The organism is Methylobacterium dankookense (assembly GCF_902141855.1).
Lineage (GTDB): Bacteria > Pseudomonadota > Alphaproteobacteria > Rhizobiales > Beijerinckiaceae > Methylobacterium > Methylobacterium dankookense.
This window is the reverse complement of sequence record NZ_CABFVH010000014.1, coordinates 31457-48908: the sequence shown is the minus strand read 5'-3', so window position 1 is coordinate 48908 and position 17452 is coordinate 31457. Positions and strand designations below refer to the sequence as shown.

16 protein-coding genes are annotated in these 17452 nt (G+C 71.0%); 5 read left to right on the top strand and 11 right to left on the bottom strand.

Annotation, left to right across the window (positions count from 1 at the left end; all coding sequences use genetic code 11):
• The first annotated feature begins 59 nt into the window (after window positions 1–59).
• Window positions 60–1616 carry a glutamine-hydrolyzing GMP synthase gene (gene guaA, locus MTDSW087_RS12855; RefSeq protein ID WP_144764411.1) on the top strand — a complete coding sequence of 519 codons (1557 nt, stop codon included), beginning with the start codon at window positions 60–62 and terminating at the stop codon, window positions 1614–1616.
• A gap of 106 nt (window positions 1617–1722) precedes the next feature.
• On the opposite strand, the gene MTDSW087_RS12850 is transcribed toward guaA, so the two are convergent.
• On the bottom strand, window positions 1723–3021 hold the full coding sequence (locus MTDSW087_RS12850) for an RsmB/NOP family class I SAM-dependent RNA methyltransferase (protein WP_144764515.1): 1299 nt from the start codon (window positions 3019–3021) through the stop codon (window positions 1723–1725).
• Between the two features lie 134 nt (window positions 3022–3155).
• Between MTDSW087_RS12850 and MTDSW087_RS30125 the strand changes: the two genes are divergently transcribed.
• A complete protein-coding gene (locus MTDSW087_RS30125; RefSeq protein ID WP_186383826.1) occupies window positions 3156–3326 on the top strand; it encodes a hypothetical protein in 171 nt (56 codons plus the stop codon).
• Here MTDSW087_RS30125 and panE read toward each other — a convergent pair.
• The 3 genes from panE to MTDSW087_RS12835 form a co-directional block, all read right to left on the bottom strand.
• Complete coding sequence (gene panE, locus MTDSW087_RS12845) at window positions 3320–4267, bottom strand: 2-dehydropantoate 2-reductase (RefSeq protein ID WP_144764409.1); 948 nt, start codon at window positions 4265–4267, stop codon at window positions 3320–3322. The two genes, MTDSW087_RS30125 and panE, sit on opposite strands and share 7 nt — an antisense overlap.
• Before the next feature lie 79 nt (window positions 4268–4346).
• Window positions 4347–5840 carry an IMP dehydrogenase gene (gene guaB / locus MTDSW087_RS12840; protein ID WP_144764407.1) on the bottom strand — a complete coding sequence of 498 codons (1494 nt, stop codon included), beginning with the start codon at window positions 5838–5840 and terminating at the stop codon, window positions 4347–4349.
• Window positions 5841–6024: 184 nt separating this feature from the next.
• Window positions 6025–6912, bottom strand: a complete 888-nt coding sequence (locus MTDSW087_RS12835; RefSeq protein ID WP_144764405.1) for a DUF3313 domain-containing protein — start codon at window positions 6910–6912, stop codon at window positions 6025–6027.
• A gap of 260 nt (window positions 6913–7172) precedes the next feature.
• Here MTDSW087_RS12835 and MTDSW087_RS12830 point away from each other — a divergent pair, with 260 nt between their 5' ends.
• Entirely contained in the window at window positions 7173–8594 is a 1422-nt protein-coding gene (locus MTDSW087_RS12830; RefSeq protein WP_144764403.1) for an MFS transporter, read from the top strand.
• Window positions 8595–8654: 60 nt separating this feature from the next.
• Here MTDSW087_RS12830 and MTDSW087_RS12825 read toward each other — a convergent pair whose 3' ends face one another.
• Entirely contained in the window at window positions 8655–9155 is a 501-nt protein-coding gene (locus MTDSW087_RS12825; protein ID WP_144764401.1) for a DoxX family protein, read from the bottom strand.
• Between the two features lie 88 nt (window positions 9156–9243).
• Window positions 9244–10410: an MFS transporter gene (locus MTDSW087_RS12820; RefSeq protein WP_144764513.1), complete on the bottom strand. Its 1167-nt coding sequence runs from the start codon at window positions 10408–10410 to the stop codon at window positions 9244–9246.
• A 297-nt stretch (window positions 10411–10707) separates the two neighbouring features.
• Here MTDSW087_RS12820 and MTDSW087_RS12815 point away from each other — a divergent pair, with 297 nt between their 5' ends.
• Window positions 10708–10881: a YqaE/Pmp3 family membrane protein gene (locus tag MTDSW087_RS12815; RefSeq protein WP_142582948.1), complete on the top strand. Its 174-nt coding sequence runs from the start codon at window positions 10708–10710 to the stop codon at window positions 10879–10881.
• Between the two features lie 61 nt (window positions 10882–10942).
• Here MTDSW087_RS12815 and MTDSW087_RS12810 read toward each other — a convergent pair whose 3' ends face one another.
• The 4 genes from MTDSW087_RS12810 to MTDSW087_RS12795 form a co-directional block, all read right to left on the bottom strand.
• Window positions 10943–11941 (bottom strand): class I SAM-dependent methyltransferase, encoded by a 999-nt coding sequence (locus MTDSW087_RS12810; RefSeq protein ID WP_210248285.1) that lies wholly within the window; start codon window positions 11939–11941, stop codon window positions 10943–10945.
• Between the two features lie 110 nt (window positions 11942–12051).
• Complete coding sequence (locus MTDSW087_RS12805; RefSeq protein ID WP_238179473.1) at window positions 12052–13563, bottom strand: L,D-transpeptidase family protein; 1512 nt, start codon at window positions 13561–13563, stop codon at window positions 12052–12054.
• A 138-nt stretch (window positions 13564–13701) separates the two neighbouring features.
• Entirely contained in the window at window positions 13702–14439 is a 738-nt protein-coding gene (locus MTDSW087_RS12800) for a DUF1796 family putative cysteine peptidase (protein WP_144764399.1), read from the bottom strand.
• Window positions 14436–15389 (bottom strand): acetyl-CoA carboxylase carboxyltransferase subunit alpha, encoded by a 954-nt coding sequence (locus MTDSW087_RS12795; RefSeq protein WP_186383828.1) that lies wholly within the window; start codon window positions 15387–15389, stop codon window positions 14436–14438. Before MTDSW087_RS12795 ends, MTDSW087_RS12800 begins: the two co-directional genes overlap by 4 nt.
• Before the next feature lie 289 nt (window positions 15390–15678).
• Between MTDSW087_RS12795 and MTDSW087_RS12790 the strand changes: the two genes are divergently transcribed.
• A complete protein-coding gene (locus MTDSW087_RS12790) occupies window positions 15679–16047 on the top strand; it encodes a hypothetical protein (protein ID WP_144764395.1) in 369 nt (122 codons plus the stop codon).
• A gap of 23 nt (window positions 16048–16070) precedes the next feature.
• Here the strand turns inward: MTDSW087_RS12790 and MTDSW087_RS12785 are convergent, their stop codons facing one another.
• Window positions 16071–17444 carry a PleD family two-component system response regulator gene (locus tag MTDSW087_RS12785; protein ID WP_144764393.1) on the bottom strand — a complete coding sequence of 458 codons (1374 nt, stop codon included), beginning with the start codon at window positions 17442–17444 and terminating at the stop codon, window positions 16071–16073.
• Window positions 17445–17452: the final 8 nt, after the last annotated feature.

The following is a 17452-nucleotide window of genomic DNA, read 5'->3' as shown; positions in this document are numbered from 1 at the left end:
GGGCAGCCCCCGCGGGCATGCGCGTTGCACGCGACCCGGCGCTCGTCTAACTGCGTGCCATGACGACCGACCACGACAAGATCCTCATCGTCGACTTCGGCAGCCAGGTGACGCAGCTCATCGCGCGGCGCGTGCGCGAGGAGGGCGTCTACTGCGAGATCGTGCCGTTCACGAAGGCCGCCGAGGCCTTCGCCGAGACGCGGCCCAAGGGCGTGATCCTCTCGGGCGGACCGGAATCGGTGACGACCGAGGCCTCGCCGCGCACGCCGCAGGTGGTCTTCGATTCCGGGGTGCCGGTCTTCGGCATCTGCTACGGCCAGCAGACCATGGCGGCTCAGCTCGGCGGCGAGGTCGAGGGCGGCCACCATGCCGAGTTCGGCCGGGCCGAGATCGAGATCCTGGCCGAATGCGCCTTGTTCAAGGGCGTCTGGCACGTGGGCGAGCACTACCCGGTCTGGATGAGCCACGGCGACCGCGTCACCAAGCTGCCCGACGGCTTCACCACGGTGGCGATCTCGAAGAACGCGCCCTTCGCGGCGGTCGCGGACGAGGCGCGGAAGTTCTACGCGGTCCAGTTCCACCCGGAGGTGGCGCACACGCCCCACGGCGCGCTCCTGATCCGCAACTTCGTGCGCGACATCGCTGGCTGCTCCGGCGACTGGACCATGGGCGCCTACCGTGAGGAATCGATCGCCAAGATCCGCGAGCAGGTCGGCACCGAGCGGGTGATCTGCGGCCTGTCCGGCGGCGTCGATTCGGCGGTGGCCGCGGTGCTGATCCACGAGGCGATCGGCGACCAGCTCACCTGCGTCTTCGTGGATCACGGCCTGCTCCGCCAGGGCGAGGCCGAGGAGGTCGTGCGGCTGTTCCGCGACCACTACAACATCCCCCTCGTCCACGTTCAGGCGCAGGAGATGTTCCTCTCGGCGCTCGAAGGGGTCAGCGACCCCGAGGTGAAGCGCAAGACGATCGGACGCCTGTTCATCGACGTGTTCGAGGCCGAATCGAAGAAGATCGGCGGCGCGGCCTTCCTCGCGCAGGGCACGCTCTACCCGGACGTGATCGAGAGCGTATCCTTCACGGGCGGCCCCTCGGTGACGATCAAGAGCCACCACAACGTGGGCGGCCTGCCCGAGCGCATGAACATGAAGCTCGTGGAGCCCCTGCGCGAGCTGTTCAAGGACGAGGTCCGCGTGCTCGGGCGCGAGCTCGGCCTGCCCGAGGGCTTCGTCGGCCGCCACCCCTTCCCGGGCCCCGGCCTCGCCATCCGCTGCCCCGGCACGATCACGACCGAGAAGCTCGACGCCCTGCGCAAGGCCGACGCGATCTACCTCGAGGAGATCCGCAAGGCGGGCCTCTACGACACGATCTGGCAGGCCTTCGCGGTGATCCTGCCGGTCAAGACGGTCGGCGTGATGGGTGATGGGCGCACCTACGACCATGTCTGCGCGCTGCGCGCCGTCACCTCGGTGGACGGCATGACCGCCGACTTCTACCCCTTCGACATGGCCTTCCTCGGCCGGGTCGCGACCCGCATCATCAACGAGGTCAAGGGCATCAACCGGGTGACCTACGACATCACGTCGAAGCCGCCCGGCACGATCGAGTGGGAGTGAGGCTCGGAGCGCTCTCAAGCCGAAATGGATACCGGTTCGGCGTAAGAGGGCGCGTCACAACGAAGGCTTGAAGCCATGTCCGATCGTAGCGCGATCGGAGATGGCTTCAGGCGCGCCGCTCCAGGCTCGCCACGTAGAACCCGTCCGTGCCCGTGCGGGCGGGGCTCATCTGGAGGCCGTGACGGGTGAAGCGCACGGCCTCTGCCAGGCCCGGCAACACGCGCGTGACGACGTCCCGGGCCGACACGACGGTAAAGCCCTTCGTCCGCCCGAGGAAGGCGTCGAGCGCGCCGTCATTCTCCCGCGGCAGCAGCGAGCAGGTCACGTAGACGATGCGCCCACCCGGCCGCACGAGGCGTGCGGCCCGGTCGAGTACGGCCGTCTGCTCGGCGATGCGGGTCTCGAGGCTGCCGGGGCGCAGGCGCCATTTCGCATCCGGGTTGCGCCGCCACGTGCCCGCCCCGGTGCAGGGCGCATCGACCACGACCCGGTCCACAATCCCGTCGAGATCGGCGAGCACGTCCGTGCGCGCCCGTCCGGTGCGGGGCGTCCGCACCTCGGCCGCGGCGCCGGAGCGGCGCAGGCGCTCGTGGATCGGGGCGAGGCGGCGCGGATCCTCGTCGCTGGCGATGAGCCGGGCGCCGTTGCCCGTCTGGCTCGCGAGCGCCAGCGTCTTGCCGCCGCCGCCCGCGCAGAGGTCGACGATGGTCTCGCCCGCCCGAGGCTCTGCGAGGAGAGCCGCGAGCTGCGAGCCCTCGTCCTGGATCTCGTACCAGCCGTCCAGGAATTCCGGCTCGACATGGAGCGCGGGCCCGCGCCCGTCGGCCCCGATGGGGATGCGCAGACCCTGCGGCGCGAAGGGCGTGGGCTCGCCCGCGAGATGCGCGAGGCCCGGCAGAGCTTCGTCGCGGCTCTGCTTCAGCGTGTTCAGGCGGATGTCGAGCGGCGCACGCCGGGCGAGCGCCTTCAACTCGGGCAGCAGCTCGGCGCCCAGCAGGCTCTCAAGTTCCGGCAGCACCCATTCGGGCACGTCGCCTGCGATCGCCGGAGGCGCGTCGGCGAGGTTGCCCTGGTCGAGCCGCGCGCGCTCCTCCGCGTTCAGCGGCTCGGGAGCGAAGCGCTCGGCGCTGAACAGGGCCGCGATCGAGGGCGCGGCAAGCCCCTGCTGCAGGCGCAAGGAGCCGATCAGCACGGCGCGCGGGGCGTCGTCACCCATGATCCAGGCGGAGGAGGCGCGCCGGCGCAGGGCGTCGTAGACGAGGCTCGCGATGGCGGCTCGGTCGCCCGAGCCGGCGAAACGGTGAGCCAGGCCCCAATCCTTCAGAGCGTCGGCCGCCGGACGGCGGCGCGCCGCGATATCGGCCAGCACCTCGATGGCGGCGGAGCAGCGGGCGGCGGGTGTCAGTGTCGTCTCCTCAACGTTCGATTCATCATGTCGCGAAACGGCCACGCTTCGCGCACGCCGTCGTCACGTTACAGCCGAGCTTCCGGCCTTTTCGCGGCCGAGAAAGGCGGCCGCTATACCAGATGGAGCCGACAATGGTCCCCCTGCCCCGCCTCGTCCTCGCGGCGCTCGCTGCCCTCGGGCTCGCCGCCTGCTCGAACGCGCCCGCCGCACCGGGACCGGAGCTGAGCCCCCCGCCCCCGCGCGTCGATGCCAAGACGCAGCTCGAATACGGCGCTCCGCCCCCGCGCGGCCCGCGCTACTGAGCCTCGCGGGCGCGCTTGGCCTCGTAGGCCTTCAGCCCGGTATAGACCAGCGCGAGCAGCGGATAGGTGGAGCCCGGCTTCGCCGCATGGCCGCGCGCAGCCAGGTCGCCGACGATGTGGTCGGCCTCGATGCGGCCTCCGCCCAGGATGTCCCGCAGCATCGAGGCCGTCATCGGCGAGCCCTCCGCCGTCAGCGTCGTCCGCGCCTGAGCGGCGACCTTCTCGCGCGGGGCATGGCCGTTCGCGGCCGCGATCGCGAGGCATTCCTCGTGGAGGCCCGTGATCAGGGCGTGGCCGCCCGGCGCGGCCAGGATGTCGCCGATCGCCGCCCGCATCAGCGTGGTGGAGCCCGCGAGTGTCGCCAGGAACACCCACTTCTCCCACATCTCCAGCAGGACCTTCTCGCTGAGGGGCGCCTGGAACTTGGCGCCCTGCATCACCGCATCGATCGCCTGGACGCGCTCCGAGCGGCCGCCGTCGCGCTCGCCGTAGGTGATGGAGCAGAGCTCGCTCATGTGGCGGATCTCATCGGCCGGTCCCACCGTCGAGATGATGGCGCAGGAGCCGCCGAGCACCCGCGCCGGGCCGAAGGCCGCGTCCAGGGCATCGAGATGGCGCAGCCCGTTGAGGATCGGCAGGACGACGGTGCCCTCGGTTACGGCGGGCGCCATGTCGGCGATGGCGGCGTCGAGGTCGTAGGCCTTGCAGGAGAGCACCACGAGATCGAAGGCGCCCTCGCCGGCCTTGAGCCCGTCCGCCGTGATCGTCCTGGGCCGCTCGATGTGCAGGTCACCGAGCGGGCTCTTCACGACGAGGCCCCGCGCGGCGAGCTTCTCGGCGCGGGCCGGACGCACGAGGAAGGTGACGTCGCGGCCGATCTCGGCGAGCCGCGCCCCGAAATAGCCGCCCGTCGCCCCGGCTCCGACCACCAGTACGCGCATCCGTTCCTCCCGCTCCGATTGAATCCCGGCTTCCATGCGCGTGGCCGAGTCGGGATGCAACGGGCCGCGGACCGGCCGATCAGGTCCGCGACGGGTAGTTCGGGCTCTCGCGGGTGATGGTCACATCGTGGACGTGGCTCTCGCGCAGGCCCGCATTGGTGATGCGGATGAACTGCGCCCGCTCCTGGAACTCGGGGATCGTCGCGGCGCCGACATAGCCCATGGCGGCGCGCAGGCCGCCGGCGAGCTGGTGGAGCACGGCACCGACCGGGCCCTTGTAGGGCACCTGCCCCTCGATGCCCTCGGGCACGAGCTTGTGGGTGTCGCTCACCTCCGCCTGGAAGTAGCGGTCGGCCGAGCCGCGGGCCATCGCCCCGACAGAGCCCATGCCGCGGTAGCTCTTGTAGGAGCGGCCCTGGTAGAGGAACACGTCGCCGGGGGCCTCGTCGGTGCCGGCGAGCAGCGAGCCGAGCATCGCCACCGAGGCGCCGGCCGCGATGGCCTTGGCGAGGTCGCCCGAATACTTGATGCCGCCATCGGCGATCACCGGCACGTCGGCCTCGTAGCCGGCTTCGACGGCTTCCATCAGGGCGGTGAGCTGGGGCACGCCCACGCCCGCGACGATGCGGGTGGTGCAGATCGAGCCCGGGCCGATGCCGACCTTGATCGCGTCGGCGCCGGCATCGATCAGCGCCTGGGCGCCGTCGCGGGTGGCGACGTTGCCGGCCACCACCTGCACGGCGTTCGAGAGCTGCTTCACGCGGCGCACCGCGTCGAGCACCTTGATCGAGTGGCCGTGGGCGGTGTCGACCACGATCACGTCGCAGCCCGCGTCGATGAGGCGCTCCGCGCGCTCGAAGCCGCTGTCGCCCGTGGTGGTCGCGGCGGCGACGCGCAGACGGCCCTGTTCGTCCTTCACCGCGGTCGGGTAGGCGACCTGCTTCTCGATGTCCTTCACCGTGATCAGACCGATGCACCGGTAATGGTCGTCGACGACGAGCAGCTTCTCGATCCGGAACTGGTGGAGCAGGCGCTTGGCCTCGTCCTGGGTCACGCCCTCGCGCACGGTGATGAGCCGGTCGCGGGTCATCAGCTCGGCCACCGGCTGGCTCGCATTGGTGGCGAAGCGGACGTCGCGGTTCGTCAGGATGCCGACGAGCTTGCCGCGCGAGCCGTTGGGACCACGCTCCACCACCGGGATGCCGGAGATGCGGTTCTGCTTCATCACCTCGAAGGCGTCGGCGAGGGTCTCATCCGGATGGATGGTGATGGGGTTCAGCACCATGCCCGACTCGTACTTCTTCACGAGGCGGACCTGCTCGGCCTGCTCCGGCGGCTCGAGGTTGCGGTGGATCACGCCGAGGCCGCCGAGCTGGGCCATGGCGATCGCCATCGGCGCTTCGGTGACGGTGTCCATCGCCGAGGACAGGATCGGCAGGTTGAGCTTGATCGAGCGCGTGAGGCGGGAGCCGACATTGACCTCGGTCGGCATCACCGAGGATGCCGCCGGCCGCAGAAGCACGTCGTCGAAGGTCAGGCCCTCGAGGATCGAGGCGGCGCTGATGGGGGCCATGTGCCAACTTCCCTGCAGGGTTCCGGGCCTTTCCGAAAAGGCTCCGGCGTGAACGGGTTGGCACCGGCCGATATCACGCGGAAAGCGGTCGCGCCAAGGCGACGCGGGCGCGTGGTCCCGGGAAATCGCGCCGGGCCCGTCTGCGCCCGCCGCATGGCAGCCTCCCGGTCGGCCCCGGATCGCCTCAGCGGGCCGGGACGGCAGGCCCCTTGTCGGTCAGCTCGGGCGGCAGGCCGATATAGTCGGCGATGATGCCGTCGACGCCGGGCGGCCGGCCGAAGGCCTCGCAATCGGGATCGAGCGGCGCCTCGCCGAGCGTCGTGATCCGGATGCGGTCCCAGTTCGGGATGGTGAGCGGCGCCTTGAACGGATCCTGGCCGGTGGCCAGCATGAAGCCGAAATCCTGGCCGAAATCGCCGGCGAGGTCGTAGGCGTCGCTGGCCGGCGAGAAGCGCGGCTGGCTGGTGAAGGAGTTCGCCGCCCCGCCCCAGACCATCGCGGCGCGCTGGCGGTGGCGCCGGTCGAGGGCCTCGGCCTCGACGGTCAGGCTGCCGAGACCGATCGGCACGCGCGGGATCGGCACGCGGCCGATGCCCTCGGCGACGCCGACGCCCACCTGCGAGGCGATGGAGACGGCCGCGGACACGCCGATGGTCGAGCCGGCGCCGACGAGGTTCGTCGGCTCCACCCGGGTCACCTGCGCCCGCACCGTGAGGTCGGCGTCGCGGGTCGAGACCACGTCGTACTTCAGGGACAATTCGTAGCAGAGTGCGCGGTCGGCGTTGTTGGCCACCAGCCGGCGCTCGGCCGCGTTGAGGCCGGCCGCGCCCGAGACATTGCCGGGGAAGCTCGTTGGGATGATGCGCACGGTGCGGGTGCGCGCGAGCGCGTCCTGGTCCCTGTAGAGGCGCGCCGAGGTCGAGGCCTCGGTGCTCGGCTTCAGCAGGTCGTAGCGGGTGAGGGAGCCGGTATCGTTGAGAAGCACGGTGCCGCAGGCGGCCACCGTGAGCAGAAGCGCGCTGGCCGCGGCGAGGCGCGGCAGCGAGCGGAGCGTCGTCGGCCTCGGGGGCATCCGGTCACTTTCTTAAGGGCGGTCTCGGATCCCGCGTGCCATGGCACCCATGGCGGAGGCGGGCAGTCGCGGAACGTGCGGCCGAGTTTAAGGCGGCGGCAGCTTGGCCGGAAGGGCTGGCGGTCGCGCGAGCCGCTTTCAGAAACAATCCGTGGCCGATCCGCCACGGATTCCCGCCCGCCCCGCGGAGAGTCGATCACGACTTGCGGAGCGGCGGGAAGGATGCAACCCGGCCTTCACCAAACCGCTTGTTGAGGCCGATGCCTCCCACCCGGATCGTTCCCCTCGTCGTCGCCACCGCCCTGTTCATGGAGAACACGGATTCCACGGTGATCGCGACCGCCCTGCCGACCATCGCGACGAGCCTGGGCGAGGATCCCATCGCCCTGAAGCTCGCGCTGACGGCCTATCTCGTCAGCCTCGCGATCTTCATTCCCGTCAGCGGCTGGATGGCCGACCGGTTCGGGGCGAGGACCGTGTTCCGCGCAGCGCTCGGCGTGTTCATGGCGGGCTCTCTCGCCTGCGCGGCCGCGGACGGGCTCATGGGTTTCGTAGCCGCGCGCTTCCTCCAGGGTCTGGGCGGCGCGATGATGGTGCCGGTCGGGCGCCTCGTGATCCTGCGCAGCGTGCCGAAGTCGGAACTCGTGTCGGCGCTCGCCTATCTCACCATCCCGGCGCTGATCGGCCCGATCCTCGGGCCGCCGCTCGGCGGGCTGATCACCACATGGCTCGACTGGCGCTGGATCTTCTTCATCAACATCCCGATCGGGCTCGCCGGCATCGTCCTCGCGACCCTCTATTTCGAGGATCTGCGCGAGGTGGAGCGGCCGCCGCTCGACCTCGCCGGCTTCCTGCTCCTCGGCCCCGGCCTCGCGGGCCTGATGCTCGGTCTCGCCTCGCTCGGGCGCCATCTCCTGCCGGACTGGCTCTCCTGGGGCTGCCTCGGCCTCGGCGCGGCGCTGCTCGTGCTCTATCTCCGGCATGCCCGGCGCACGGCGCATCCGGTGCTGCGGCTCGACCTGATGCGCTACCCGACCTTCCGCGCGGCGGTGACGGGCGGCTCGCTGTTCCGGATCGGCACCGGGGCGATCCCGTTCCTGCTGCCGCTGATGCTCCAGATCGGCTTCGGGCTCGACGCCCTGCAATCGGGCCTCATCACTTTCGCGGCGGCGGCCGGCGCCATGTTCGTGAAGACGGTGGGGCCACGCATCCTGCGCCGCTTCGGCTTCCGGGCCGTGATGGTGACGAACGCGGTGATGGCCTCGGCCTTCCTCGCCCTGAACGGCCTGTTCACGGCGCAGACGCCGCACTGGCTGATGGTCGGCCTGCTCTTCTTCGGCGGGTGCCTGCGCTCGATGCAGTTCACCTGCATCAACGCCATCGCCTACGCGGATCTGGAATCCCGGGAGATGAGCGCGGGCACGAGCCTCGCGAGCGTGGCGCAGCAGATCTCGCTCAGCCTGGGCGTCACGCTGGGCGCCCTCGCCCTGGAGGGCGCGGCCGCCTGGCACGGCCGCACCGCCCTCGCGGCGGGGGATTTCGGGATCGCCTTCCTCGCGGTGGCGCTGATCTCGGGCACCTCCGTCCTCGCCTTCCGCCGGCTCAGCTCCGACGCCGGCGCCGAGGTGTCGGGCCGGCGCATGGCCGCGGCGGCCCCGGTCGGGGCGCCGGGGCGGAACTAGAGCGCTCTCCGCCGAAGCGGTCGCCGGTTCAGCGGATGAGAGCGCGTCACGACGACGGCTCTAGGCGGCGCGCGCCGGCCTCGCGCCGCGCTTCGGGCCGTTGCTGTTGGCGGCCTTCTTGGCGCCGCCGGCCTTCTTCGCAGGCGCGGCCGCGCCGGCGCGCCAGCCCTGCCAGCTCCAGGCGCCGGGCCCCGAGAGCGCGTAGAACAGGAAGCCGCCGGCGAGGCCGAGATCGGCCAGCATCAGGGTACGCTCGGCCTGCGCCGCGGCTCCGGTGAATTGCCAGAAAGGATGCAACACCAGCGCCATGCCGGCTGCGAAGGCGGACAGCGCAAGGCCGGTGAGCCGCGGCATCACGCCGAGGATCAGGGCGAGCGGCCCGAAGACCTGCACCACTACCATCGCGGTGGCGACCGCGTTCGGGGCCGGGATCCCGGCACCGGCCAGCGTCAGGGCGAAGCCGGAGACGTTGAGCGCCCGGGCGATGCCGGTGGGCAGCAGGGCCGCCGCGAGCAGAAGGCGCGCGGCGAGGCTGAGAGCATCCTGGGCTCGGGTGATCACGGGGGCTCCGGGGCTTCGGGAACGAACCCGGAAAATCTCGCCCCTCAGGGTGGAGGGCCGGTTAAGGCGATCTCTCCGATCGCGCCTATCAACCGGAAACGCCGCCGCGGAACAGGCGGCCATGCTCGGTCCAGGCCACCACGAGGAGGGCGAGCCCGCCGAGGCCGGCATAGCCGATGCCGATCGGCAGCGTCGTCCCGTCGAAGGCCTGCCCGATCAGGAACCCGCAGAAGGCGCCGAGGATCGTCGTGTAGAAGCCGAGGAAGGACGAGGCCGTCCCCGCGATCACCCCGAGGGGCTCCAGCGCCAGCGCGTTGAAGTTCGGCATGGCGAAGCTGATCAGGAACTGGTTCAGCGCCAGCACGCCGAGAAACAGGGCAAGCGGCGGGTGGCCGTGATAGCTCAGGGACAGCCCGACCTGCGCGAGTCCGACACAGAGGAAGGCCGCGAGGCCGGCATGGGAGAGCGGGCGCATGCCGAGCTTGCGCACGATGCGGGCGTTGACGAGGGTCGCCGCGCCCATCGCCCCAGCAACGAGCCCGAAGGCGAGCGGGAACAGCGCCCCGAGGTGGTAGAGCCCGGTGTCGAAGACCTGCTGGGCCGAGCCGACATAGCCCATGATGCAGCCGGTGAGCAGGCCGAGCGCCGTGGCGTAGCCGATGGCGACCCGGCAGCGCAGCGTCGTCATCAGCGCCTCACCCGTTGACCGGAGGGAGAGCGGGCGGCGGTATTCCGGGTGCAGGGTCTCCGGCATGCGCAGCGAGAACCAGAGCGTGCAGATCCCGGCGAGCGCCAGCATCGAGACGAAGACGTAGATCCAGGAGCCGAGCGCCAGCATCGCGCCGCCGATGGCGGGTGCGATCATCGGCACGATCAGGAACACCATCATGATGAGCGACATCACGCTCGCCATCTCGCGGCCGGCGAAGCGGTCGCGCACGATCGCCGTCGAGAGCACGCGCCCGCTCGCGGCCCCGATGCCCTGGACGATGCGGGCGGCGAGCAGCCAGCCGAAGCTCGGTGCGATCATCGCGAGGAGGCTGCCCGCCGTGTAGATCGCGAGCCCGGCGAGCAGCACCGGCCGCCGCCCGAGCGCGTCCGAGACCGGCCCGTAGACGATTTGCGCCACGCCGAAGCCGATCATGTAGACGTAGACGAGGAGCTGCAGGTGGTTCGGGTCGGCGACGGCGAAGCGCGCCTGGATCGCCGGGAAGGCCGGCAGCAGGTTGTCGATCGAGATCGCCGTCACCGCCATCATCAGCGCGACGATCGCCACGAACTCGGCAAAGCCCGGACCCACCCAGGCGGCCGGCGCGTGCAGGCTCGCGCCCTGGGGCGGGTTCGGCCGGATCGGTGCTGTCACAGGGGGCCTCGGGGACAATCCGCGGATGCAGGCGCCGCGCTCCTCCGCCCTCAACGCGGCGGCGATGTGGCCGACCCATGCGGCGGGGGCGAACCTGCCGCGCGCCGACGGGCGTCATGGAACAGAAACGGCAGAGCTTCGTTTCCGCGGGCAGCCGAACCTGTCGGCACATTCTATCGGGGAGCTTCCGTGTCCACCCTCGTCCGCATCCTCCTCGCGATCTTCCTGCCGCCGATCGCCGTCCTGCTCACGACGGGGCTCGGCCTCCAGTTCCTGCTCAACATCCTGCTGACGCTGATCGGCTGGCTTCCGGGCACCGTCCACGCCCTCTGGCTGATGAACCGCGACCGGCCGCTGGCCTGACCGGCTCGGCGGGCGCACCGGGCCGATCGGGGGCGCCCGCCGCAGATTCGGGCGGCCCGGGTCAGGCCGCCTTGGTCGCGATCAGGCAATTGCCGCAGGCGAGCATCGACCGCACGGAATCGTCGAGTCCGCCGCACAGCTCGGACCAGACGGGCCCATCCGGAGGCTCGCGCAGGAGTTCGCCGACCGACATGGCCTCGAACCGGGCGCGCTCCGCGGCGGGCAGGCGCTCCGCGAGCGCCCGCAGGATCCAGGCGAGGGTCTGCTGCGGGCCCTGGTCGGGCCGCGTCTCGGCGCTCTCCACGCGGAAACCGAGATCCTCGAAGATCGAGGTCAGGCCCTCGCGGGTGGCGTTGAAATAGTGCGACGGGTAGCCGTGCACCGGCTGCAGGAACGGCCAGTCGATCCAGATCCGGCCGCCGGGCTTGAGCATGCGGTGGATCTCCCGCGCGACGCGCCAGGGCTGGCGCGTATGCTCCAAGACCGCGAAGCAGCCGATTCCGTCGAAGGCGCCGTCGCGGATCGGATAGGAGCAGTTCGGCGCGACGATCACGTCGGCGGCTGCCGAAGGATAGACCTCAAGATACAGGCAGTTGCGGTGGACGCGCTGCCGCAGGCCGCAGCCGAGGTCGAGATAGTCGCGCTCGGGATGCGCCTCGATCTCCGCGATGAAGGGCGCGAAGTCGAGATTGGCGCTCTCCGAGAGGTAATCCTTCAGGGAGAGGACCGAGCCGGCCATCGCCGGGAAGGACGGGCAAGGATAGGCCGCGTCGAGCAGCCCAGCGAAGCGCGCGAACTTCTCCCGCCGATAGGCGCTTCCGGGATCGACCAGGGTCGGGTTCACCTGGAGGCGTCCCTCCGTGCGCCCGAAGGCCTCGAAATGCAGCGCCGGATCGGCGCCGGCTTGCGCGACGTCCGGATTGGCGAGACGATAGAGGACGGGGTCGAAGGTCCGCGGCGTCACGGGCACGAGGACGTCGACCGGGCCCGTTCCGCTGTCCGCGGCAGGGGCGTCCGTGGGATGGCCCGGGCGCAACGCCCGGCGCAGGAAGGAGATCACGCTGTCCGGCTCCGCGTGCGAGGATCAGAGGTGCGAGCGTCTAGCGCACCGGCCCTGCACTGAGAACCTACACCGACAAGTTGCGTCGCGTGACCCGGACGGCAACCGGATCAGGGCTTCCTGTCGGTCTTCTCGGTCAGCTTGTCGGCCTTGCGGGCCTCGGCGACCTTGGCGTGATCCGGCTTCTTCGTATCCGACTTCTTGGCGTCGGCGATCGCGCCGGTGGCGGTGACCGGCTTCGTCATGTGCGCCTGGATCCGGGCGCGGGCCGCGTGGACCTGCTTGGCCGGCTCGACGGTCGCCGCATCGGTCGCAGGCGTGGCCGGTGCCGGTGCCGGCGTCGCCGCCTCCTTGGCCGTGAGGCCGCCGAACACCTTCTGGAAGGCGGACAGATCGCCGTCGGCATCGGCCACGGTGACGCGGACCGGCTTGTCGGCATCCTTGGCCGGCTCGGCCTGCGCGGTATCCGTCCTCAGCTCGGCCTTGGCCGGCTGCGTCTGGGCGGCGAGCATCACCGGCGCGGGCTTCTCCTTGCGGGCCAGCGCCGCGGCGGCCGCCTTGGTGGGGATCGGGCCGGAGGCGAGCATCGTCGCCTTGGCCTTCGGCTCGATGACGATCTCCTCGGGGGCTGCGGCGAGCGTCTCGGGCCGGCTGATCTCGCCGAGATGATGGCGCCCGAACTCCTTGGCGCTGTAGGGCTGCTCCTCTTCCTTCGTGCCGAGGCTCGCGAAGGCGGTCACGTTGGCGGGCCGGAAGACCGGGTTCTGCCCGCCATCCTGATAGACCACCCGCGTCGCCGGCGTGCCCTTGGCCACCAACTCCGCAATCTGCTGGTCGTCATGCGACCGCTTCTCGGCGACCAGCGGATCGACCTTCGGGGTGCAGGAGCCGGCCGCGGCGTCGGCGCCGCCGAAGACGTACTTGGTGCCGCACAGGCCGACCTTCGGCTCCTGGCGCAGGGCCTCGAAATAATCGGCGCCCTCCTTCAGGTTCTTCCAGAACGGCGCGTTCGGGTCGTTGCGGAACTTGGCCATGTTCTGGGCCGTCATCCGGAACGGATAGGACTGGAACTGGAAGGCGCGCTGGCCACCCGAGAAGGCCTCGCGGGCTATGGCATAGATCTCGGCCATCGAGGCATCGGTCATGGCGAAGCACCCGGCCGAGGAGCAGGTGCCGTGCACCATCAGGTAGTTGCCGGTGCGGCCGTTGGCGCGGTCGAAGGCGTTCGGGTAGCCGGTATCGAAGGAGAGATAGTAGGACGAGTTCGGGTTCATCTGACCCGGCGTGATCGTATAGAAGCCCTCCGGCGCCTGGCGGTCGCCTTGCTTCGTCTTCGGTCCGAGCTGTCCGGACCAGCGGCAGATCGGGAAGGTCTTGAGCAGCGCGTACTGGCCGGAGCCGTCGCGCTTCCACACCTCCATCTCCGCTTCCTTCTTGTAGGCGCGGATCAGGATCGGATCGGACTGGCTCATCCCCTTCGTCTGCATCAGCGACAGGGTCTGCGCGGGAATCGGTGTCAGGTGGCGGGTCGAGGCGCCGCCGACGAGCATTCCGTCCTGGCAAGCCCCAAGGCCGAGGGCCAGAGCGATCAGACCAGCAGCCGCGAGCGGGCGCACAGCCATGGGGAACCTCGTCCTCGATACTCCGCTCGCGGGCGCATCGGCCGGCGTCGAGCGGTCACTCCCCAAACCATTAGCCCCGTTAAACTTGAGCGTCCGTTACCGCAATGACGCGCAAGCCACAGTCGCGCACCCTGTGGACTACGCGAGCTGCGCCGGAACGCGGCTTGCTTCGCGGCCGACGATCTCGAGCAGCGCGGCGTCCTCGGCCGGGTCGGCGAGGCGCAGGCCCACCGGGGCGGAAGCGCAGGCCACCGTGAGCCGCCGTAGGTCGGGCCGCGGCTCGTCCGTCTCGACGAGCCGGAGCGCGGGGTGCCCGGGCAGGAGCTGCAACACGGTGAGGTGATTCCGGCTCGGCTGCCGGGCGAGCCCGTCGCAGATGGCCTCCACCGTCTCGGGCACGATGTGCAGGTGGCTCATCAGCCAGAACCGGTTGCGGGTGCCCTCCGCCGACAGGGCCTGCCTCAGCCGGCGCACGCCCTCGGCGAGGAAGGCGTAATCCGCGTCGCTCGCCGCCGGGTCATGGTGGTTGAAGACGCATTCGAGGCCGTAGCGCGCGCGGTAGAGCCTGTGGCGGCCGCGGGTGATGCCGGGGCCGAGCCGCTCGGCCTCGGGGATCGATTCGAGCTGGCCGCGGTCGGTCAGCGCCGCGAAATCGTCTGCGAGGCAGTCGGACACCATCTCGGGAAGGGTGAACAGCCAGTCGAAGGGCGCCGACCAGGTCCGCAGGTCGAGCGTCTTCAGCGCATGCGCCATCTGGCAATTGCTGCCGAGCGAGATGTGGTTGAAGGCGCCGGGCTCGCGGGTGTCCCGGCGTCGCCCCAATCCGAGATGCCGGCCGAGCGCGGCGAGCACGCCGCCCGCCCCGCCTGAGGTCACAGCTTGCGGCCGATATCGAGGAACTTCGCCGCCCGCTGATCGCGCAGTTCGTTGGGGCCGAGGCCCGAGAAGGCCCGCAGCGCCTCGTCGAGCACCTCTCCGGCCGCGCGGATCGCCCCGTCGCGGTCGCGATGGGCGCCGCCGGTCGCCTCGGGCACGATCCCGTCGATGACGCCGAGGCGAAGCAGGTCCTGCGCGGTGATCTTCATGGCGGTCGCGGCATCGTGCGCGCGGCCCTGGGCGCGCCACAGGATCGAGGCCGCGCCCTCCGGCGAGATCACCCCGTAGATCGCGTGTTCCAGCATCAGGACGCGGTTGGCGGTGGCGAGCGCGATCGCGCCGCCCGAGCCGCCCTCGCCGATGATGAGCGCGACGTTCGGCACGCCCAGCGCGAGGCAGGCCTCGGTCGAGCGGGCGATGGCCTCGGCCTGGCCGCGCTCCTCCGCGTCGATGCCGGGGAAGGCGCCGGCCGTGTCCACGAAGGCCAGCACCGGCAGGCCGAAGCGGTCGGCGAGCTCCATCAGCCGCACCGCCTTGCGGTAGCCCTCCGGGCGGGCCATCCCGAAATTGTGCCGCAGGCGCGTCTCGGTGGTCGCGCCCTTTTCCTGTCCGATCACGCAGACCGGCCGGCCGCGGAACCGGCCGAAGCCGCCGACGATGGCCTCGTCCTCGCCGAAGCTGCGGTCGCCCGCGAGCGGCGTGAACTCCTCGATCAGCCCGGCGCAGTAATCGACGAAATGGGGGCGCTGCGGGTGGCGGGCGACCTGCGTCTTCTGCCAAGGCGTGAGGTTGGCGTAGAGCTCGGCGAGCGCCTGCGCCGCCTTGGCCTCGAGGCGCCCGACCTCCTCGCTGATGGAGACCGCGCCGTCGCGGGCGCCGACCGCCTTCAGCTCCTCGAGCTTCGCCTCAAGCTCCGCCACGGGCTTCTCGAAGTCGAGGTAGGAGCGCATCACCGCCATGGGTTCACACAGGTCCTCGCCGGAGCCGTGTCCGCCTCGGCCTGAGTCGGACCCTACCCCCAGTCTCTTGAGATCACGCGCCTTCCGGGCCGAATCGGTATCGATTCCGACAGGACGCGCCGCGGCGGCCGGCCCGTACGCCGCCATGCGCCGACGGGGCCATAAGACCGGCGGGAGGTGTTGGCGATGCGTGGGGCGCTGTCAACCGGGCAGCGCGACGGCGCCGCCCGATGCGCCTCCGCCATGCTGAGGCCGCGATCGGCGGGAATGACTGGCATCCATGACCCAGCGAACGCTCCTCGGCGCCATCGCCGGTGCCCTTCTCGCCGGCCTCGCGCCGGCTACCGCGCAGACGGTCCCCGCGCCGCAGCCGGCCGACGCCCGGCCCTCCGCCGAGCAGATCGAGCGGATGGACGCATCGGTCCGGACCCGGCGCGGCCTCCACCCGAATCCCGGGGGCGAGACCGCTGCCCCCTCAAGCGATGCCAAGATGGACGATCTGCAGCGGAAGATGGATGCGCGCGTGCGGCGCGTGACCCGCAGCGTCTGTGAGGGATGCTCGGGCGGTGCCGCGACCCGGCGCCGGGCCAGCGCCCCGCTGCGCGACGATATGCTGCCGGCCGATCCCGCCCAGGCTCCGGTCGATTAGAGTCCAGTCCGGGGAGGCGGAGGTCAGGCCGCCTGCGCCTCCACGCGGTTCCGGCCGGCATGCTTGGCGCGATAAAGGGCGAGGTCGGCCCGCTTCAGCATGTCGGCGGGGCCGGTATCGTCGGCCTCCCGGACCGCCACGCCGATCGAGACGGTGACGGGGACGCTGCGGGAGGCGCGGTGGATGTCGAAGGCGGCCGCCTCGACACGGGCACGGATGCGCTCGGCGATGGCCTGCGCCTCGGCGAGCCCGGCATCGGGCAGGACGATCACCACCTCCTCGCCGCCGTAGCGGGCGACGATGTCCACCGTCCGCGTGTGCAGGCGGATCCGCTCCGCGAAGGTGCGCAAAACCTCGTCCCCGGCCTCGTGGCCGTAGGTGTCGTTGACCGACTTGAAGCGGTCGATGTCGAGGATCAGGGCGGCGAGCGGGCGCTGGCGCGAGGCCGCGTCGCAGAACATCGTCCCGAGATGGCTGTCGAGGTAGCGCCGGTTGTGCAGGCCGGTCAGCCCATCGGTGACGGCGAGCTGCATGGAGGCCTGGACGGCGCCGCGCAGCACGTCCGAGAAGCGCTTGCGCCGGATCTGGGTGCGCACGCGGGCGAGGAGCTCGTTCCGGTCGACCGGGCGCATCAGGTAGTCGTGCACCCCGAAATCGAGGCCGCGCACGATGCGGTTCTGGTCCTGCGGCTCGGCCAGCATGATCAGCGGCACGTTGCGGGTCCGGTCGAGGGAGCGGAGCTGGCTGCACAGGCGCAGGCCGTCGAACCCGTCGAGGTCGAGGCTCACCATGACGCAGTCGAAGCCGCCCTCCGCGGCGACGAGCATCGCCCGTTGCGGGTCGGCCTCCACCGTCACGGCGTGGTTCTGGCCGAGCGCCGTCGCCATGCGCTCGGCGGCGCCGCGGCGGTCCTCGACGAGCAGGACCTTGGCGTCGAGGCCGTTCTCGGCCGCGGCGAGCGCCAGGGGATCGCCGATGCCGTAGTCGCGCGACGCGAGCGCGCGGCCTCGAAGCTCGTCGGTCAGCGCCTTGAGGCGGACGAGGCTGCGGACGCGGGAGAACAGGGCGGTGTCGTCGACCGGCTTCGTCAGGAAGTCGTCCGCGCCCGCATCGAGGCCGCGCAGGCGGTCGGAGGGCTGGTCGAGGGCCGTCACCATAACGACGGGCAGGTGGGCGGTGACCGGGTTGTTCTTGAGGTAGCGGCAGACCTCGAACCCGTCCATGCCGGGCATCATCACGTCGAGGAGGACGATGTCGCAGAGGCCCTTCTCGCAGATCGCGATCGCGTCCGGGCCGTTCATGGCCGCGACGGTGTCGAAATATTCGAGCGCGAGCTTCGTCTCCAGAAGCTTCACGTTCGGGAACAGATCGTCGACGATCAGGACGCGGGCCGACATCGGGCTTC